The following is a 20,584-nucleotide window of genomic DNA, read 5'->3' on the forward strand; positions in this document are numbered from 1 at the left end:
CGCGATTTTTCTTTTAAAACCGCGGGATTTAATATTTAATAATATAAGATTATTCAAGTAGAAACTTTATTTTTATCAACTCAAACAACAAAAAAAGATAACTAATGAAAAGTTATAATGTTTGTCTAAAAGATACTGCTAAAACATTTACGAAACGTTTGTTTTATTCTTTGTTCGATTGTGAGCAAGAAGTGACTCATGAGGAGTATTTATGCAAGACCTTTTCAAAGATTCTATCTAAATTAGAGATTGAAAATGCAGAGATAATCTGGAATACTTTTAAAACTGAACTTTCTGAAATTCGAAGAAAACTAGATTTAGATGCGGTTGCTTTTGAAAAAAACGACCCTGCTTCTCATTCTTTAGCTGAGATTTATATGGCGTATCCAGGCTTTTATGCCATTTCAATATATAGATTAAGCCATGCACTTTACAAACACGGTGTTTATATCTTGCCAAGAATGATGAGTGAGTATATTCATGGTATTACAGGTGTTGATATTCATCCTGGGGCAACTATTGGAGAGTCGTTTTATATTGATCATGGTACTGGGATTGTCATAGGAGAAACGGCTATCATTGGTAAGAATGTGAAGATTTATCAAGGCGTTACTTTGGGAGGTATTTCTGTGTCTAAGGATATGGCTTCTACCAAAAGACATCCTACCATTGAGGATAATGTATGCATTTATGCTAACGCAACTATTTTAGGTGGCGATATAGTAATTGGTTCGGGAAGCACGATTGGAGCTAATGTTTGGATTACGGAATCTGTTCCTGAAAACTCATTAGTAACATATCAAACAGAAATAAAAATAAGACCTAAGAAAAATGGGATTCGAAAATAGTATTATTGGTCAGATTGGGAATACTCCTCTAGTTGAAGCAACTCATCTTTTGAATAAAAAAGGTGTGCGTTTGTTTTTGAAATTAGAAGGAAACAACCCTGGTGGAAGTGTAAAAGACCGTCCTGCTTTTAATATGATTAATGAAGCTTTGAAACGTGGCGACATTAAAAAAGGAGGAACTTTAGTTGAAGCGACAAGCGGAAATACAGGTATTGCATTAGCGTTTATTGCGAAGTTATTAGAGTTGAAAATGGTGTTGATTATGCCTGAAAATTCTACTGAAGAACGTGTAAAAACCATGCGTGCTTATGGCGCTGAGGTAATTTTAACACCTGCCGATGTTGGTATTGAAGGGTCTCGTGATGTGGCTTTTAAACTTCGTGATGAGAAAGGATATACGCTTTTGAATCAGTTTGAAAATCATGATAACTGGAAAGCACATTATAAAACTACTGGTCCTGAAATTTGGGAAGCAACCAAAGGAAAAATAACTCATTTCGTGTCTGCAATGGGAACTACGGGAACCATTACTGGAACATCAACATATTTGAAAGAGCAAAATAAAGATGTGACAATTGTTGGTGCGCAACCTGCAGATGGTGCAAGAATTCCTGGAATTAGAAAATGGTCACCAGAGTATGTGCCAAAGTTTTTTGACCCTAAAAAAGTGGATATTGTAGTAGATGTTACAGCTGAAGATGCGAAAGAAACAACAAAACGTTTAGCTAAAGAAGAAGGGGTTTTCGCCGGTATGAGTAGTGGCGGTTCTGTGTTTTGTGCTTTAACGATTGCAGAGCAGATTGAAGAAGGTGTTATTGTAGCGATTATTTGTGATAGAGGAGATAGGTATTTATCATCTACTTTATTTGAGTAAGAAAAAAAATACTCTTACTAGGTTTTCAAAACCTTGTAGATTTAAAATATAAATACATACAAGATTAAAAAAGACCTCGCAGGATAAGGATAACAAAAATATAGTCCTTATTTTTGCGTTATAGTTCATTAACGTACTAGTGTTATCAAGAAAGGTAGAGGGATTAGACCCGTTGAAGCCTTGGCAACCCTTTAACTTTTAAAGAAGGTGCTAAATTCTACTAATACGAAAGTATTGGAAAGATAACGAAAAGTGAATACTAACTTTTCTTGATGACATTTGAATAATAAACCTGACAGGTTTGGAAACATAAAAGAAAATGTCGAGTATACAACAAGCATTAAAAGAACGAATTTTAGTTTTAGATGGCGCCATGGGTACTATGCTACAAGCTTATAAATTCACAGAAGAAGATTTTAGAGCCGAACGCTTTAAAGATTACCCAACACCATTGCAAGGTAACAACGATTTATTGTCTATTACCCAACCGGAAGCTATAAAAACCATTCACGGAAAATATTTTGAGGTAGGCGCAGATATTGTTGAAACCAATACCTTTTCTGGAACTACCATTGCTATGGCAGATTACCAAATGGAAAATTTGGTGTATGAACTAAATTATGAGTCGGCTAAAATAGCCAAAGAAGTTGCTGATGAATTTACAGCTAAAGAACCTCATAAGCCACGTTTTGTTGCAGGTTCTATAGGACCAACAAACCGTACAGCGAGTATGTCGCCAGATGTGAATGATCCAGGATATAGAGCTGTAACTTTTGATGAATTACGTATTGCATACAAACAACAAGTTGAAGCTTTAGTAGATGGAGGAGTAGATTTATTATTAGTTGAAACGGTGTTTGATACTTTGAATGCAAAAGCGGCTTTATTTGCTATTGAGCAAGTAAAGGAAGAACGCAATATTGATATGCCAATTATGTTAAGCGGGACCATTACAGATGCATCAGGGAGAACTTTATCAGGACAAACAGCAGAAGCCTTTTTAATTTCAGTATCGCATATTCCATTATTGTCTGTTGGATTTAATTGTGCCTTAGGTGCTAATTTATTACAACCACATTTAGAGGCAATTGCTAATAAAACAGATTTTGCGATTTCAGCACACCCTAATGCAGGTTTGCCAAATGCGTTTGGAGAATATGATGAAACGCCTGAAGAAATGGGCGAGCAAATTGAAGAGTATTTAAAGAAGAATTTAATCAATATTATAGGTGGTTGTTGTGGTACAAGTCCTGATCATATTCGAGTGATTGCAGATATAGCTTCGAAATATAAACCCCGTGAAGTTGTCACTCTGAGCGCAGTCGAAGAGTCTTAGGATAAATAAATTATGATTCTAGAAGTAGCAGCCACATTAATTATAAAGAAAGGACAGTCTAAAGCTTTTGAAAACAATTTCAAAAAAGCAGAAACGATTATTTCTTCAATGAAAGGTTACATCTCGCATGAATTGAAAAAGTGCATTGAGCAAGACGATAAATATATATTATTAGTAAACTGGGAAACGCTTGAAAACCATGAAATTGGTTTTAGACAATCAGATGAATATCAAGAATGGAAAGCATTATTACATCATTTTTACGAACCATTTCCAACAGTAGAGCATTATGTTTAGTTAATTGTTATTTGTTGTTGGTTAATAGTTGGTAGCAATAACAATATGGAAAAGTGATTTAAAGAATTAGAAAACAAGTTTTGTGTTATAAAATAGTTTGAGTGAAACCAATAATTAATAACAAACAAAAAATAACCAGTTTTTTGTAAAAGAAAAAAAATGAAGTCTTATATAGAATTAGATGTTTGGATTGAAGCTAGGAAACTAGTCAGTCAAGTCTATGTCATAACTAATGATTTTCCGAAAGAGGAGGTTTACGGAATTACAAATCAAATTAGAAGATGTTCAGTTTCCGTCCCATCTAATATAGCTGAAGGATGTGGAAGGCAAACTCCAAAGGATATCATTCGTTTTTTATATATTTCAAGAGGTTCTTTGTATGAATTAGAAACTCAGTTATATCTATCAAACGATTTGGAGTTTATTTCAGAAGAAAATTTAAATAATATTTTATCTCAAATAGAAACTTGTAAAAAGTTGCTTAATGGATTTATCAACTATTACAAGAAATTATAACTATGAGTGATTCTAATAACCAAAAAAGAGTAACCATTAACCAAAGTCGTTACATGAAATTATCTGGTTTAGAACCTTTGATTCTAAACGAAAACAGTAATTTCATAAATGTAGGAGAGCGAACAAACGTTGCTGGTTCAAGAAAGTTTTTACGATTAATCAAGGAAGAAAAATTTGATGAAGCGCTAGATATTGCACGTCACCAAGTAGATGGTGGCGCGCAGATAGTAGACATTAATATGGACGATGGACTTCTTGATGGAAAAGAGTCCATGGTGCGTTTTTTAAACTTAATAGCTGCAGAACCTGATATTTGTCGTGTGCCTATGATGATTGATTCTTCCAAATGGGAAATCATTGAAGCAGGATTGCAAGTGGTTCAAGGTAAATGCGTGGTAAATTCTATTTCGCTTAAAGAAGGTGAAGAAAAATTTATTTGGGAAGCAAAACAAATAAAAAAATATGGTGCTGCTGTAATTGTTATGGCTTTTGATGAAGTTGGGCAAGCCGATAATTATGAAAGACGTATTGAAATAGCACAGCGGTCGTATGATGTTTTAGTCAATAAAGTTGGTTTCCCATCAGAAGATATCATTTTCGATTTAAATATATTTCCTGTCGCAACAGGAATGGATGAGCATAAAAGAAATGCTATTGACTTTATTGAAGCTACAAAATGGGTTCGAGAAAATCTTGAAAATGTTAGTGTGAGTGGTGGTGTGAGCAATGTGTCGTTTTCGTTTAGAGGAAACAATACGGTACGTGAAGCTATGCACTCGGTGTTTTTATATTACGCTATTCAGAATGGTATGAATATGGGGATTGTAAACCCTGCTATGTTGGAGGTTTATGATGATATTCCAAAGGATTTATTAGAGCATGTTGAAGATGTTATTCTTGATAGACGTGATGATGCTACTGAGCGTTTATTGGATTTTGCTGAAACAGTAAAAGGTTCTAAAAAAGAAAAAACGGCAGATTTGTCATGGCGAGAAAATCCGTTACAAGATAGAATTACTCATGCTTTAGTAAAAGGTTTAGATGCTTTTATTATTGAAGATATTGAAGAAGCACGATTAGCTGCTAATAAACCTATTGAAGTTATTGAAGGGAATTTAATGACGGGTATGAATGTGGTTGGTGATTTATTTGGAGCAGGAAAAATGTTCTTACCACAGGTTGTGAAATCGGCACGTGTAATGAAAAAAGCGGTTGGATATTTAAACCCGTTTATTGAAGCTGAAAAATCAGATAAGTCTGAGCCTGTTGGTAAAATATTAATGGCAACCGTAAAAGGCGATGTTCATGATATTGGTAAAAATATTGTGAGTGTTGTATTAGCCTGTAACAATTACGAAATAGTTGATTTAGGTGTTATGGTACCACCTGAAAAGATTATAGAAACCGCCATTGCTGAGCGTGTTGATGCTATTGGATTATCAGGGTTAATTACGCCATCTTTAGATGAAATGGTATATTTGGCTAAGGAAATGCAAAACAAAAACTTTGAAGTGCCTTTATTAATTGGAGGGGCTACAACATCTAAAGCACATACCGCTGTTAAAATTGATACGCAGTACACAAATGCCGTGGTGCATGTAAATGATGCATCGAGAGCAGTAACTGTTGTTGGTGATTTATTGAATAAGAAAACATCAAACGAATACGTTGCTAAATTGAAAGCAGATTATGATGAATTTCGTACTAAGTTTTTAAAACGAGGTAAGGAGAAATCATATATTTCAATTGAAGAGGCACGAAAAAGAAAATATAAGATTGATTGGGAAACGTCTGAAATTTTTAAACCTAAGGAATTAGGTGTGCAGATTTTGAAGCAATTGAGCTTAAAAGAATTATTACCATTTATAGATTGGAGTCCGTTTTTTAGAAGTTGGGATTTACATGGTAAATATCCAGATATTTTAACAGATAATGTTGTTGGAGAACAAGCCACACAATTGTTTGAAGATGCTCAAGAAATGGTTCAGCAGATTATTTCAAAGCAATCTTTAAAACCAAAAGCAGTTTTTGGATTGTTTGAAGCAAATTCTATCAATGAAGATGATATTTCTGTCCAGAAAAAAGGCGAAGAAATTGCTGTTTTTAGAACGTTGCGTCAGCAATTGAAAAAACGAGAAGGTATTCCAAATCATGCTTTAGCAGATTTTGTTGCTCCAAAAGAATCTGGTAAAACAGATTACATGGGTGCGTTTTGCGTTGCTATATTTGGAGCGCAAGAATTGGCTGATAGTTATAAAGCAAAAGATGATGATTATAATGCGATTATGGCGCAAGCTATAGCTGATAGGTTTGCTGAGGCGTTTGCAGAATATTTACATAAGCAAATACGAACCAAGCATTGGGGATATGCTGCCAATGAAGATTTAACAAACCAAGATTTAATAAAAGAGAGTTATAAAGGAATTCGTCCTGCACCAGGGTATCCTGCATGTCCTGACCATTTGGAAAAGGAAATGATTTGGGAATTGTTGGGGGTTGAAAAATTGATTGGGGTAACCTTAACCGAAAGTTTAGCCATGTGGCCAGCTGCAGCAGTTTCGGGTTATTATTTTGGAAATCCAGAATCTAAATACTTTGGTTTGGGCAAAATTACTGACGACCAATTAACTGACTATGCAACTAGAAAAGGAATTGACAAGAGTAAAGCTAGAAAGTGGTTGCACCCAACACTCGCAGAGTAAAAAGCCCCTCATAACCTCCCTCGAAGGGGAGGAATAGATTACGGAGGTTTGTGTGATTAAATGATTAGACCTTTTAAGTTTTTAAAATTTGACAGGTCTGAAAAAAATATAAGAGTAAGCATTCCCATCCTTTGAAGGGGTTAGGGGAGGCACTTCTCGCGTTAGGGATTGCAGAGGAAAGTCCACAGCCCGACGCAGGAGGTGCGAGGACTTGTAACGAAACATTTATGTTCATGAATTCAAAAATTTAAAATAGAAATGCATGAATAAAAGCCCGACCCTTGTGGTAACGCCAAAAAAATAAATATTGATAAGGTTTCCGCTATGGCGAGAATAACAAAAAAGAATAGATGAAAGTAACAGAACATATTGAAAAAGCGAACGGAAAAACGTTGTTTTCGTTTGAGATTATACCGCCGCAAAAGGGTAGAAATATTCAGGAATTGTATAATAACATAGATCCGTTGATGGAGTTTAATCCGCCGTTTATTGATGTAACAACATCGCGAGAAGAATATATTTATATTGATAAAGGTGAAGGGCTTTTGGACCGTAAAATAACGCGTATGCGACCTGGAACAGTTGGTATTTGTGCTTCAATTCAGCATAAATATGATGTTGATGCGATTCCACATGTTTTGTGTGGAGGTTTTACAAAAGAGGAAACGGAGTATGTATTGGTAGATTGTCATTATCTTGGAATTCAAAATGTTATGGCGTTACGTGGTGATGCTATGAGTCATGAAAAATATTTTAAAGCTTGTGATGGAGGACATAAGTTTGCTACCGAATTGGTATCGCAAATTCAAAACTTAAATACGGGAAAATATTTGCATGATGTTATTGAGACTGAGCATAAATCTGACTTTTGTATAGGTGTTGCTGGATATCCGGAGAAGCATATGGAAGCACCGTCTTTACAAACGGATTTGCGACGCTTAAAGGAGAAAGTAGATGCCGGTGCGGATTACGTAGTAACGCAGATGTTTTTTGATAATCAGAAATATTTTGAATTTGTTGATGCTGCAAAAGCTGCGGGTATTAATGTGCCGATTATACCTGGTATTAAACCTATTGCGGTGAAGCGCCATTTACAATTATTGCCTCAAGTTTTTAAAATTGATATCCCTGAAGAATTGATTAACGAAGTTGATAAATGTAAAGATAATAAAGCGGTTAGGCAAGTGGGTATTGAGTTTGCAATTAAGCAATCTGAAGAATTGAAAAAAGCTGGTGTACCCGTGTTGCATTACTATTCTATGGGGAAAAGTGATAATATAAAGGCTATTGCATCGGCATTGTTTTAATAATTAAGTTACTTTTACCACACAAAACCTATTTATGCGCCAAACACTTTTATGCGTTTTTTGTTTAGTTTTTAGCTTTTCTTTTGCTCAAGATAAGACACATACATCGTATATTGATGTAAATTATTTTCGAGGGAATATAGCCCTTCACAATGATGAAATTCTACATTTAATTAAAGGACATCCTGAAGGCGTAATTTTAGGTTGGAATAAAAAAACATATGGTTTTGAAGATTGGGAACAACGATATAATTTTCCAGATTATGGTGTTTCGTTTGCGTATCAAAACATGAAGAATCCTGTTTTAGGGAATAATTATGCACTTTATGCACATTATAATTTTTACTTTTTAAACCGTAATTTAATGTTTCGTATAGGGCAGGGAATGGTTTATAATACTAACCCTTATGATAGAGAAACTAACTTTAAGAATGTAGCATTTGGTTCAACCTTTGGGAGTAGCACATATGTGATGCTAAACTATAAAAAGGAACGTGTTTTTGATAGATTTGGTTTACAAGGCGGTTTTTCTTTAATTCATTATTCAAACGCCAATGTAAAATCACCTAATAATGGTACTAATTCTATAACGTTTAATATTGGTTTAACTTACAATTTAGACGACCAAGTTTTAGAATATCAACACACTATTAATAAAAAGCAAGACCAGGCTTTTTCTGAACCTATTAAATATAACGTAGTTTTTAGAACAGGAATTAATGAGAGTGATATTGTTGGAAGTGGCCAATATGCGATGTATGTGGTTTCTGCTTATGCTGATAAACGGATTAATAAAAAAAGCGCATTTCAATTGGGTACAGATGTATTTTTTTCAAACTTTTTAAAGGAACTTATTTATTATAAAAGTATTGCCTTTCCTGACTCAGGTCTTTCTGGAGATGAAGACCATAAACGTATTGGAGTTTTTGCTGGACATGAATTGTTTGTTAATAGAACATCATTAATTACGCAATTAGGCTATTATGTATATTACCCTTTTGATTTTGAAGGAAGAGTTTATACTAGGCTTGGTTTGAAACGTTATTTCGCAAAAAAATGGTTTGGTGCTTTAACATTAAAATCTCATGGTGCTAAAGCTGAAGGTGTTGAATTAGGAATTGGTGTAAGATTGTAGAACTATAAGTATGAAATTTTTAAAATACATCCTTTTACTTTTTTTAATTATTGCTTGCGATAGTGAAGATGCTAGTGACTGTTTTCAAAAAGCAGGAAGCATAGTACAGCAAGAAGTTACTCTTTCTGTTTTTGACAAAATTTTAGTAAATAGAGATATTGAGTTGATTATTAAAGAAGGTGTTACGCAAACTGTAACTATTGAAACAGGAAAGAACTTATTGAATGATGTTGTTGCCGAAGTTGTTGATAGCAGATTGACTTTAACCGATAATAACACCTGTAATTACGTTAGGGATTATGGAATTACTAAAGTGTATGTTACGTCTCCAAATATTACCGAAATACGAAGTTCAACTCAATATGATATTAGCTCTGATGGGGTTTTGTCTTACCCAAGTTTAACTATCTTATCTGAAGATTTTAACGCTCCGGGTAGTTTTAATGTGGGCGATTTTAGATTACAAATCGATAATGTTAGTTTTATAACAGTATTCAATAATCTATCCGTAGCTTATGTTTCTGGAGAAACTGATAATTTGAGAGTAACTTTTGCAACTGGTAATTCTCGTTTTGAAGGGCGTAATTTAATTGCACAAAATGTTACTGTTTCTAATAGAGGTTCAAATGATATGATTGTAAACCCACAACAAGAAATTACAGGAAAAATTTCTGGTATTGGAAATGTAGTTGGAGTTAATAAACCCCCTATTGTCGATGTTGAAGAGGTTTATAGAGGACGCTTAATTTTTAAAAATTAGATTATGATACTATTGTTACAAATATAAACCAAAAGGAGGTTTATATTTGTAGTGTTAAATGATTTTTATGAAAAAATTGCCCACTGTTTTAGCTGTAATATTCTTTTTAAGTACACTGTTTTTAATCTATTTTTTCATTTTTAGAGGTTCTGTTATTGAAACTGAAGACCACCGTGTAGCAATTCAACTTTCTAAAAATAATACCGATTTTGCTCTTGCTGAAATGCGTACTTTTTTAGAAAGTATAGAGCAAATTAATGAAGGCATATTAAATAAAGACGCAGATTTGATTTTTGAAGGTGGAAGACAATCTGGAGCAAAGATTGTTGAAGAAACACCAAAAGGAATGATGGGAAGTTTACCTATTGGATTTAAAAAACTAGGGTTGAGCACGCATGCAAAATTTGATGCTATAGCAGATAGTATTCGTGCTAATAATAATTTCGTGCAGGCACACAGAGAATTAAATAGCTTACTTAATCTTTGTGTTACTTGCCACAGGACTTATAAAATAGTAGCAGAATAAATAGCAGTTATTTCTCGAATAAACGCACAGATTGTTTGGCTATTTCTAACTCTTCATTAGTCGGTATTACTAGTACTTTTACTTTTGAACTTTCAGGACTAATAACAGTTAGTTTGTCTGGTCTTACATTGTTTTTGTCTAAATCGATATTAATTCCTAGATAATCTAGATTAGTACAAACAAGTTCTCTCATTAATGGTGAGTTTTCACCAATTCCTGCGGTAAACACAATAGCGTCCAATCCGTTTAAAATAGCCGTATAACTACCAATGTATTTTTTTATACGATAGGCATTCATTTGTAAAGCAAGCTGGCAAGATTTATTTCCTTTTTCAGCTTCAGCTTGAATATCTCTTAAATCACTAAACCCCGTTAAACCTAACATGCCACTTTTCTTTTGGAGTAGTGTGTTAATTTCCTTTAAGCTATAACCAAATTTGTCAGCTAGATGAAATATTATAGATTGGTCTATATCTCCAGAACGCGTTCCCATAATTAATCCATTCACTGGAGAAAATCCTAGAGAATGATCAATACTTTTTCCATCTTTAATGGCGGTCATACTACAGCCATTTCCTAAGTGAATGGTAATAATATTAGAGTGTTCTTTACCTAAATATTCAATAGTTTTTTCAGAAACATATTTATGACTGGTACCATGAAACCCGTATAAACGAATACTATGTTCGTCTAGAAACTCATTCGCAATAGCATATTTATAAGCATGTTCCGGAATAGATTGATGGAATGCTGTGTCAAAAACAGCAACTTGTTTTGCGTTTGGAAAAATGGCTTCGGCAACTTCAATACCTTCTAAATTGGCAGGATTGTGTAAAGGTGCTAACGACGATAAAGCTCTAATCTTATCTTTTACTGTTGGGGTAACCTCAGTAGTATCTGTAAAATGTTTACCGCCATGTACCACACGATGCCCTACAATATTAATAGCATCTGTAGATTTGATTATGCCGGTTTCTTTATCTAATAGTTGTTTTGATAATAACTCTAACCCAACTTTATGGTTTGGGATGTTGTCAATAATTTCAATAGAATCTTTATCTGTTTTGAATGTAAATATAGCGTCATTTAATCCAATACGCTCAATTAACCCAGAACAAAGAATGGTTTTCTCTGGCATTGAAATCAATTGAAATTTTAAAGAAGAACTTCCTGAATTTAAAACTAATACTTGCATATATTAAATATCTTGAGCTTGAATTGCGGTTATAATTACTGTACTGTAAATATCATCGGCAGTACAACCTCTACTTAAATCGTTAACGGGTTTGTTGAGTCCTTGTAACATAGGACCAATAGCTAAAGCTCCAGTTTCACGTTGTACCGCTTTATAAGTGTTATTTCCGGTATTTAAATCAGGAAAAATTAAAACACTAGCTTGTCCTGCAACTTCAGAGTCTGGCAATTTACTTTGTCCAATCCGCATATCTACAGCTGCATCATATTGAATAGGACCTTCAATTTTAATATGTGGTGCTTGCTCTTTAACAATTTCAGTAGCTTTTCTAACACGTTCAACATCTTCTCCTTTTCCAGAAGCTCCTGATGAATAGGATAACATGGCTACTTTAGCCTCAACACCAAAATCTTCAGCAGATTTAGCCGAAGATATGGCAATTTCAGCCAATTGTTCTGCATTTGGGTTTGGATTAATAGCGCAATCTCCAAAAATAGAAACACGATCTTCTAAGCACATAAAGAAAACAGAAGACACAATATTAACTCCAGGTTTGGTTTTTATAAATTGAAGAGCAGGACGTAAGGTGTGTGCTGTAGTGTGTGCTGCGCCTGATACCATACCATCTGCGTGTCCTTTATAAATCATCATGGTTGCAAAATATGATACGTCAGACATAGTGTCCCTAGCCATATCAATAGTTACATTTTTATGCTTTCTCAGTTCGTAAAAAGTATTAGCATAATCTTCAAAGTTTGGAGATTTAAGAGGGGAAGTAATTGTAATATCAGATGTATTTAAAGGAATATCTAATTTGGCTATAGTTTCTTTAATTACAGTTTCATCACCAATAAGTGTTAAATCTACAACGTGAGCATCTATTAGTCTAGCAGCTGCTTTAAGTACGCGTTCATCAGATCCTTCTGGTAAAACAATATGTTTTTTGTTTTTTAAAGCACGTTGCAATAAATTATATTGAAACATACGAGGCGTGAAAATATCAGATTCAAATGTTATTAAATCGTTCGCCAATTTATCGGTATTTACATACTTCTCAAAAGTAGCTATAGAGGTTTCTATTTTTTCAATATTTTCGGCATAAATTCTAGATTTAATTTTACCAATTTCATTAGCTACTTCAAACGTACCTTTATTTACACTTATAATTGGTACAACACTAGATAATCCTTCAACTAATTTTAAGACCGTATCTTCTGGAATAAGACCACCAGTTAAAATAACACCAGATATTTTAGGGTAATTCTTTGAAACATTTGCTTGTAAAACCCCCAATATAATATCAGCTCTATCTCCAGCTGTAATTACTAAACAATCATCTTTTAGTCTGCTTAAGTAATTACGCAATTGCATGGTGGCAACATTAAAATTATCAACTTGACTATTTAGCATATTGTTACCAAGAAGCACATTGCCATTTAGAGATTTTACAATTTCTTTTAATGTAGGGCTAGATAAACTTTTTATTTTTGGAATAACGGTAATATCTGTACCAGATGTAATTCTAGTTTGTAGTAATGATTTTAATTCAGATACCTCTTCAATATTAACTTTGTTAGTCATTATAGAAAGTACATCTACCTCTTCTTTAAATGTATCATGAGCAAGTTGAACATTATCAGCAATTTCAGCCAACTCTATACCATCCCCTTTAGATACAATAATAACTGGAAGTCCAAGATTTTTAGAAATAAGCATGTTAATATCTAATTCTAAACTAGAGTTTTCATGCGAAAAATCAGTACCCTCAACTAAAACAATATCAAAGCGTTCTTCTAGATTTTTATACTTTTTAATAATATGATCTATAACATCTCCAGACTTCCCTTGGTTATATAATTCCAAAACTTCACTTCGCTTATAGGCAAATGTTTTTTTGTAATTAATATCTAATTCAAAATAAGATACCACAGTATTTATATGATTGTCAAACTCCCCTTCCTTGGTGTCCTCTATAATTGGTCTAAAGTATCCCACCTTAGCCGTTTTACCTAACAACATACGCATTAAACCTAGTACAACAACAGATTTTCCGCTATTAGGTTCAATGGTTGCAACATAAATTCCTTTACTCATTTTAGTGTTTTTTTTTGAAGAATTACAAATATAGTTTATTGACTACTTTCATATTAGAAATCGTACTCCTTTATCATTTACAGGGCAAAATTAGTAAGGTAAATATTTTATAAAGATGACATTTGTTAGTAATAAAATAAAAAAAGTTTTGGGCGTTACCCTAAAGGGTCGGGCTTTTCGTTGCAAGTCCTCGGTCGTGCCTCCCTGTGGGCTTTTCACTGCAATCCCTAACGCACTCATTAGCAAACAATAAGCATAATCAGAATTAAAAACTAACCCGCCGAAGTCAATTCCCTAAACAAACTCTCCAAACTCGTGTTTTTCTGATTCAATTGTAAAATTTTTAATTGATTATCATGCGCAAAATCAAACACATAAGAGCGCATGTCTTCAGAGGTTTTAAACGTAATCTCATAAACAAAATCGTAAGTGTTTACTACTTTCGATACTTTTGGGAGTTTCAATAAAAAAGCATCTTCCACACGATAATCAAACTCTACAATCACCACTTGTTCCTTTTCGTCACGAAGGTCTTTTAATTTTTTATCAGCAACAATTTCACCTTTACTAATAATAATAACGCGGTCGCACATGGCCTCAACCTCTTGCATAATATGTGTAGACAGAAATACGGTTTTAGTTTTCCCAACCGATTTAATTAAGTTTCTTATATCAATAAGTTGGTTTGGGTCAAGCCCTGTGGTTGGTTCATCTAAAATTAAAACTTCAGGGTCGTGCAACAACGCATTTGCTAAACCCACACGCTGGCGATACCCTTTTGAAAGTTGTCCAATTTTTTTATGAGCCTCAGGTGTTAGCCCCGTTAGTTCAATAACCTCGTCAATACGTTGTTTGCTAACACCATAAATATTAGCATTAAACGCTAAATACTCTTTTACATATTGCTCTAGGTATAATGGGTTGTGTTCTGGCAGATAGCCAACACTTTTCTGTACATCATTTTTATCATTTTTAACATTAAAGCCATTTACTTTGGCTTCACCAGAATTAGCATTTAAATAGGTCGTTAAAATTTTCATCATGGTTGATTTACCAGCACCGTTTGGTCCTAAAAACCCAACAATTTCAGGTTTATCAACTTTAAAAGACACCTTGTTTAAGGCTTTTTGAGTGCCGTAAATTTTTGATATGGTTTTAACTTCAATAGACATATTTAAATAATTTGTTCAAAAATAAATGATTAACTAACGTAAAGGTAGTTTTACTATAAAATCTTTAAAACTTTTCAGAAAAATAAAAAAAAGGTTTTATTGTATTTTGATTTCTCAAAATAATAATTACTTTAGCCAACGTAATTATGAGAACAACAGCTTTTTATACATATTTTAACTTTTTTTATTTCTTTTTTAGCAAAGAAATCGAGACGTTGTGTGTATAAATTATAACAATATATTTTAAATGCAAGTCTCGATGAAAATCGAGACTTTTTTTATATGATTAAAACGGTAGCCATACAAGGAGCACAAGGGTCTTTTCACCACATAGTATCTCAGGAGTTTTTTAATAACCCTGTAGATGTTATTGAGTGTATGACTTTTGATCGTGTTGTAGATGCTTTAATCACAAAAGAATGCGATGCTGCTATTATGGCTTTAGAGAATTCCATTGCAGGTTCTATAATTCCTAATTATGCATTAATTGATAAGTACGATTTGCATATTGTTGGTGAGCATTATTTGGATATCCAGCACAATTTAATGGCATTGCCAAATCAAAATATTAGTGATATTAAGGAAGTGTATTCTCATCCTATGGCGTTGTTGCAATGTAAGGAGTTTTTTAAATTACATCCGCATATCAAGTTAGTTGAAGATAAAGATACCGCTGAAGTGGCACAACGTATACAAGAAAAACATCTTAAAGGTATTGGTGCTATAGCAAGTGTAACTGCAGCTGAAATTTTTGAGTTAGATATCTTAGCACATAGCATCCAGACTATAAAACATAATGAAACGCGTTTTGTAATTGTTAAACGAACCAATTCTGAAGTCCCAGAACTAGAAATTAATAAAGCGTCAATAAAATTTGAGGCTAACCACAAGCGTGGAAGTTTGGCTACGATATTAAATGTAATGAGCGATTGTAAATTAAATTTAACTAAAATTCAGTCATTACCAATTGTTGAAACACCATGGAAGTATGCTTTTTTTGTGGATGTTACGTTTGAAACTTATGACAGTTTTAAGAAGGCTAAATCTGTTATAGATATTATGGGCGAAGAATTTAAAGTTTTAGGAGAATATAAAAATGCGAAGTTATGATTGAGGTTGCAAATAGATTGCAAACGGTTGAAGAATATTACTTTTCTAAAAAATTAAGAGAGGTTAATTTGCTGATTGCAAATGGTAAGCCTATCATTAATTTAGGTATAGGTAGTCCAGATTTACAGCCACCAAAAAAGGTGCTATCTGCAATTTCTGCGAGTTTTGAGAATCCTATTGCGCACAAATATCAAAGTTATCAAGGGCTTCCTGAGCTTAGAGATGCAATTTCTAGATTTTATAAAGAACATTTTTCGGTAAACTTAAGTTCGGGTACAGAAATTTTGCCTTTAATGGGGAGTAAGGAAGGTATTATGCATATTTCTATGACCTATTTAAATGCGGGTGATGAGGTGCTAATTCCTAACCCTGGATATCCAACATACCAATCAGTTACCAAATTGGTTGAAGCAAAAGGAGTTTTATATGAATTGGATGAGGCAAATAATTGGATGCCAGATTTTAAAGCTCTAGAAAATTTAGATTTAAGTAAAGTGAAATTGATGTGGGTAAACTACCCGCATATGCCAACTGGAGCAAAACCAAGTAAAACAGTTTTTGAAGAGCTAGTAGCCTTTGGAAAGCGGAATAATATTTTAATAGTAAATGATAATCCATACAGTTTTATATTAAATGATAACCCAACAAGTATTTTAAGTATTGAGGGCGCCAAAGAGGTGTGTTTAGAATTAAATTCTTTAAGCAAAACTTTTAATATGGCGGGTTGGCGTGTAGGTATGGTTATGGGAGCAAGCGAGCATATTAGTAATATTTTGAAGGTAAAGAGCAATATGGATTCTGGTATGTTTTATGGCATACAAAAGGGTGCTATAGAGGCTTTAAAATGCTCGAATATGTGGTTTGCAACTTTAAATAATGTATACAAACAACGTAGGGATTTAGTATGGAAATTAGCTGATGCGCTTAATTGTACTTATGATAAAGAAGCGTCTGGACTTTTTGTTTGGGCAAAGTTACCTGCTTATTTAAAGTCTGAAGAGTTTATAGATTTAGTATTGAAGGAGAATCATATCTTTATTACACCAGGAACCATTTTTGGTACTAAAGGTGAAGGTTATATTAGGTTTTCTTTGTGTGCATCAACTGAAGTTTTAGAAGAAGCCTTAGCAAGAGTAAAATAGTATGAAAAATATATATGCCATAGGAGTCGGTTTAATTGGAGGGAGTCTTGCTATTGATATCAAGAAGCAAAACCCAGATGTGGTTATTCATGGTATAAGTAGAAAAGATACTACGCTAAATACCGCTTTAGAATTAGGATTAATTGATAAAAAGGCAACTTTGGAGGATATTAAAGACGCTGATTTAGTAATTGTGTCTATCCCTGTTGATGCTACAGTGAAATTGTTGCCAACTATTTTAGATAAAATATCAGATACTGGTTTGGTAGTTGATGCAGGTTCTACAAAAGAAGCGATTTGTAAGGTTGTTGAGAATCATCCGAAGCGAAGAAACTTTTTAGCGATGCACCCCATTGCAGGTACTGAACATTCTGGGCCAACAGCAGCTATTGAAGGTTTGTTTAAAGGGAAAACGAATATTGTTTGTGAGGTTGAAAAAACAACTTTTAAGTTGCAAGAAAAGGCTTTAAAGATTTTTACAGATATTGGAATGCGTATACGATATATGAATCCTGTGGAGCATGATAGACATATTGCATATGTATCACACTTATCTCATATCAGTTCATTTATGTTGGGGAAAACAGTAATTGATAAAGAGAAAAATGAACGTGATATTTTTGATATGGCGGGTAGTGGATTTGCATCTACAGTACGTTTGGCTAAAAGTTCGCCAGAAATGTGGACGCCTATTTTTAAACAGAATAAAAGTAATGTTATAGAAACCTTAGAGGAATATATTAATAACCTTACGCATTTTAAAGAGTTAATGGCTGCTGATAATTTTGAAGCCATTTTTGAGGAGATGAAAAGTACCAATCATATAAAAGATATTTTGAATGGTATAATTTAGAAAGGTTTGAAAGCAGGCCTTAGCAAGTAAACCCGCGTTAGGGATTGCAGAGGAAAGCCCACAGCGAGGTACGAGCGAGGACTTGTAGCGTAAAGCCCGACCCTTGTGGTAACGCCAAAAAAAAGAGAATAAAGAGTAAAAAATAAATAGTAAACGGAATAGCTTAAGCGGCTAAATATTAAGTAAAAATGGAAAACACAAAAAAAATGAGAACCTGGTTAGATGATTTAAATTTAGATCATCCGTTAGTAATTGCAGGTCCATGTAGCGCAGAAACTGAAGAGCAAGTATTGAAAATTGCTCACGAATTGAAAGATACAGATGTAAGCTATTTTAGAGCAGGCATTTGGAAACCAAGAACACGTCCGGGTATGTTTGAAGGTGTTGGAGCTTTAGGGTTAAAATGGTTGCAAAAAGTAAAGGCAGAAACAGGAATGAAAGTGTGTACAGAAGTTGCTAATGCGGCTCATGTAAAATTAGCTTTGGAACATGATATAGATTTATTATGGATTGGTGCACGTTCTACAGTATCTCCGTTTATTATGCAAGAGATTGCAGATGCTTTGCAGGGTACTGATAAGCCAGTTTTAATTAAAAATCCTGTGAATCCAGATTTAGCATTATGGTTAGGTGGTATTGAGCGTATTTATACGTCTGGTGTTAAAAATATTGGAGCTATTCATAGAGGGTTTTCAACGTATGCAAAAACGAAATATAGAAATACTCCAGAATGGCAATTGGCTATTGAGTTTCAAAATAAATATCCTGATATTCCTTTAATTAACGACCCGTCGCATATTACTGGTAAGAGAGATATGATTCAGGAAGTGTCTCAAGAGGCTTTAGATTTGAATTTCGATGGGTTGATGATTGAAACGCATTATGATCCTGAAAATGCTTGGAGTGATGCTGCACAACAGGTTACACCTGCTACTTTGGTACAAATTATGAAAGATTTAAAAATTAAAAAAGAAGGTAGTAACGAAGAGGATTACAATAAAACGTTAAATAATTTAAGAGCACAGATTGATGTGGTTGATAATCAAATCTTAGATCTATTAGGGAAGCGTATGCAAGCTGCTGATGGAATTGGAGCCCTTAAGAAGACTAAGAATGTAGCTGTTTTACAATCTAAACGCTGGAACGAGATTTTAGGAAAAATGGTTTTAGAAGGAGAACAACATGGTTTAAGTGAAGAGTTTATCTTAAGAATGTTTAAAGCTGTTCACCAAGAATCTATTAATCATCAAGAGAAAATCATTAATGGATAATTCATATCCAATTATTTGAATTCCATAAAAAAATGCCTCACTTAAATGAGGCATTTTTTTATTACAATTAAGAGTTATGCTGAAGTAATTTCAACAGCTTATTACTTATTTCTTTTAAACAGATATCTAGTAATAAAAATACCTTGATTATCTCCTTTGCCAGCACTCTCAACAGCACTAGTTACAAATGCAAGTTCCCAACCCTGTTCAATCATTGTATTTATTTTAGATTCTATTATAGCATCGTTAGCGGCGATATTTTGAAAACGAATACCTCCTATATTAAAAAAGTTTAAAAGTTTAGTTTCGTCATAGCCCTTAACTCTAATTTCGTCACGTTTTGATTTATTACGAGTGTTGTCTTCTTTGGTTTGTGTAGTAGTAAATTCTTTGTAGTCTTTTGTGTCGTTTGCACTAATAATTCTAGAACGTCCTAATCCATTAGGTACTATAGATTCTACACTTGTTACTACTTTAAACTCTACTTGCGCGCCAGTTTCAATAAAACTAAAAACGGCAATTGCTAATACTAATACTATTTTTTTCATGTTGTTAAATTTTTTCATGTTAAGATTAAAGAGCTAATATAAAAACTCTCAGATTAAAATATTACTTTAATTCAGTTGTTTTAAAAGTTTATACTTTCTTATATATATATATATAGTTCACTTGTTCAAAGGTTGCATACACCCATTCGTGTTTTTTATAATTTTAGGTATTAATTAGGTTTGAAGTGTAAACCAAAATATAAAACCATGAAACTACCAACTACACTATTTTTATTTACGATGTCTTTTGTCGCATTTTCTCAAACCACAATTAAAGGAACTGTTTCTGATGAAATTGCATTACTTTCTGGAACTAATATTTTTATTAAAAATTCAAAGGTAGGAGTGGTGTCGAACACTGAAGGCTATTTTGAGATTCAGGCAAAAATAGATGATACTTTATTGGTTTCGTATTTAGGGTACAACACTAAAGAGATTGTTATTGACAATGAAAAACAAATACATTTAAAGTTAGAAGGGAGCATTGCCCTAAATGAGGTAGAAATTGTAGCATATGGAACGACTATATGTAGTCATGTTATTCGATGTTACAATACTTGTAAAACTACTTGTGGGTTTGATGTAACTTACTTAATCAATAATGATTTTAAATCAAATATTCTTACAGAAAAACTCTTCCCAAACCCTTCAAAAAATGGAACTTTTCAATTAATTTTATTAAAACCTTATAGGGATATTCAAGTTCAAGTGAATGGTATTACAGGGCAACTCATAAAAACATTCAGCTATCAAAATGTAAATAATAAAATTAGTATAGACTTGTCTCAAAATCCTATTGGAATATACATTATCAATATTATTGCCGATGGAAAAAGATTATCGCCTAAAAAAGCAATTAGAGGTTAATATAAATCAATTTAAAAATTGTTATTTTGTA

Annotated in this window: 19 protein-coding genes and 1 riboswitch; of the genes, 15 read left to right on the plus strand and 4 right to left on the minus strand. The window is 33.3% G+C overall.

All coding sequences use genetic code 11. The annotated features are described in order from the left end of the window. Positions 1–104 precede the first annotated feature (104 nt). From epsC to Q0870_RS13135, 10 genes are all read left to right on the plus strand, one after another. The gene (epsC, locus tag Q0870_RS13090; protein ID WP_298556028.1) at positions 105–848 is read left to right on the plus strand and encodes a serine O-acetyltransferase EpsC; all 744 of its coding nucleotides are present in this window, start codon (positions 105–107) and stop codon (positions 846–848) included. Next, positions 832–1,722 carry a cysteine synthase CysM gene (cysM, locus tag Q0870_RS13095; protein ID WP_298556030.1) on the plus strand — a complete coding sequence of 297 codons (891 nt, stop codon included), beginning with the start codon at positions 832–834 and terminating at the stop codon, positions 1,720–1,722. The genes epsC and cysM overlap by 17 nt, the downstream gene beginning before the upstream one ends. 139 nt (positions 1,723–1,861) lie before the next feature. Further along, a riboswitch (SAM riboswitch) is annotated at positions 1,862–1,971 on the plus strand. Between the two features lie 70 nt (positions 1,972–2,041). Then, entirely contained in the window at positions 2,042–3,058 is a 1,017-nt protein-coding gene (locus Q0870_RS13100) for a homocysteine S-methyltransferase family protein (protein ID WP_298556032.1), read from the plus strand. 12 nt (positions 3,059–3,070) lie between these two features. After that, the gene (locus tag Q0870_RS13105; RefSeq protein WP_298556034.1) at positions 3,071–3,355 is read left to right on the plus strand and encodes an antibiotic biosynthesis monooxygenase; all 285 of its coding nucleotides are present in this window, start codon (positions 3,071–3,073) and stop codon (positions 3,353–3,355) included. Between the two features lie 159 nt (positions 3,356–3,514). Then, positions 3,515–3,871 carry a four helix bundle protein gene (locus tag Q0870_RS13110; RefSeq protein ID WP_298556036.1) on the plus strand — a complete coding sequence of 119 codons (357 nt, stop codon included), beginning with the start codon at positions 3,515–3,517 and terminating at the stop codon, positions 3,869–3,871. Between the two features lie 2 nt (positions 3,872–3,873). Then, complete coding sequence (gene metH, locus Q0870_RS13115) at positions 3,874–6,573, plus strand: methionine synthase (protein WP_298556038.1); 2,700 nt, start codon at positions 3,874–3,876, stop codon at positions 6,571–6,573. A gap of 350 nt (positions 6,574–6,923) precedes the next feature. Further along, a complete protein-coding gene (metF, locus tag Q0870_RS13120) occupies positions 6,924–7,880 on the plus strand; it encodes a methylenetetrahydrofolate reductase [NAD(P)H] (protein ID WP_298556040.1) in 957 nt (318 codons plus the stop codon). A gap of 34 nt (positions 7,881–7,914) precedes the next feature. Continuing rightward, complete coding sequence (locus Q0870_RS13125) at positions 7,915–9,015, plus strand: acyloxyacyl hydrolase (RefSeq protein ID WP_298556042.1); 1,101 nt, start codon at positions 7,915–7,917, stop codon at positions 9,013–9,015. 10 nt (positions 9,016–9,025) lie between these two features. Next, positions 9,026–9,775 carry a head GIN domain-containing protein gene (locus tag Q0870_RS13130; RefSeq protein WP_298556044.1) on the plus strand — a complete coding sequence of 250 codons (750 nt, stop codon included), beginning with the start codon at positions 9,026–9,028 and terminating at the stop codon, positions 9,773–9,775. Between the two features lie 67 nt (positions 9,776–9,842). Continuing rightward, complete coding sequence (locus tag Q0870_RS13135) at positions 9,843–10,301, plus strand: hypothetical protein (RefSeq protein WP_298556046.1); 459 nt, start codon at positions 9,843–9,845, stop codon at positions 10,299–10,301. A 7-nt stretch (positions 10,302–10,308) separates the two neighbouring features. Here the strand turns inward: Q0870_RS13135 and Q0870_RS13140 are convergent, their stop codons facing one another. The 3 genes from Q0870_RS13140 to gldA all read right to left on the minus strand — a co-directional run bounded on the left by Q0870_RS13140 (position 10,309) and on the right by gldA (position 14,762). Continuing rightward, a complete protein-coding gene (locus Q0870_RS13140; protein WP_298556048.1) occupies positions 10,309–11,496 on the minus strand; it encodes an acetate kinase in 1,188 nt (395 codons plus the stop codon). Between the two features lie 3 nt (positions 11,497–11,499). Further along, positions 11,500–13,590 carry a phosphate acetyltransferase gene (pta, locus tag Q0870_RS13145; protein WP_298556050.1) on the minus strand — a complete coding sequence of 697 codons (2,091 nt, stop codon included), beginning with the start codon at positions 13,588–13,590 and terminating at the stop codon, positions 11,500–11,502. 272 nt (positions 13,591–13,862) lie between these two features. Further along, on the minus strand, positions 13,863–14,762 hold the full coding sequence (gene gldA / locus Q0870_RS13150) for a gliding motility-associated ABC transporter ATP-binding subunit GldA (protein WP_298556052.1): 900 nt from the start codon (positions 14,760–14,762) through the stop codon (positions 13,863–13,865). Between the two features lie 282 nt (positions 14,763–15,044). On the opposite strand from gldA, the gene Q0870_RS13155 reads away from it, so the two are divergent. The 4 genes from Q0870_RS13155 to Q0870_RS13170 all read left to right on the plus strand — a co-directional run bounded on the left by Q0870_RS13155 (position 15,045) and on the right by Q0870_RS13170 (position 19,138). Further along, positions 15,045–15,872: a prephenate dehydratase gene (locus Q0870_RS13155; RefSeq protein ID WP_298556054.1), complete on the plus strand. Its 828-nt coding sequence runs from the start codon at positions 15,045–15,047 to the stop codon at positions 15,870–15,872. Next, positions 15,869–17,014 carry an aminotransferase class I/II-fold pyridoxal phosphate-dependent enzyme gene (locus Q0870_RS13160; RefSeq protein ID WP_298556056.1) on the plus strand — a complete coding sequence of 382 codons (1,146 nt, stop codon included), beginning with the start codon at positions 15,869–15,871 and terminating at the stop codon, positions 17,012–17,014. Before Q0870_RS13155 ends, Q0870_RS13160 begins: the two co-directional genes overlap by 4 nt. Before the next feature lies 1 nt (position 17,015). After that, the gene (locus Q0870_RS13165; RefSeq protein WP_298556058.1) at positions 17,016–17,867 is read left to right on the plus strand and encodes a prephenate dehydrogenase; all 852 of its coding nucleotides are present in this window, start codon (positions 17,016–17,018) and stop codon (positions 17,865–17,867) included. 188 nt (positions 17,868–18,055) lie between these two features. Beyond that, positions 18,056–19,138: a bifunctional 3-deoxy-7-phosphoheptulonate synthase/chorismate mutase type II gene (locus Q0870_RS13170; RefSeq protein ID WP_298556060.1), complete on the plus strand. Its 1,083-nt coding sequence runs from the start codon at positions 18,056–18,058 to the stop codon at positions 19,136–19,138. A 101-nt stretch (positions 19,139–19,239) separates the two neighbouring features. Here the strand turns inward: Q0870_RS13170 and Q0870_RS13175 are convergent, their stop codons facing one another. Beyond that, positions 19,240–19,686 carry a hypothetical protein gene (locus Q0870_RS13175; protein ID WP_298556062.1) on the minus strand — a complete coding sequence of 149 codons (447 nt, stop codon included), beginning with the start codon at positions 19,684–19,686 and terminating at the stop codon, positions 19,240–19,242. A 207-nt stretch (positions 19,687–19,893) separates the two neighbouring features. Here Q0870_RS13175 and Q0870_RS13180 point away from each other — a divergent pair, with 207 nt between their 5' ends. Continuing rightward, positions 19,894–20,553 carry a carboxypeptidase-like regulatory domain-containing protein gene (locus Q0870_RS13180; protein ID WP_298556064.1) on the plus strand — a complete coding sequence of 220 codons (660 nt, stop codon included), beginning with the start codon at positions 19,894–19,896 and terminating at the stop codon, positions 20,551–20,553. Positions 20,554–20,584 lie beyond the last annotated feature (31 nt).

Source organism: uncultured Algibacter sp. (assembly GCF_947487575.1).
GTDB lineage: Bacteria > Bacteroidota > Bacteroidia > Flavobacteriales > Flavobacteriaceae > Algibacter_B.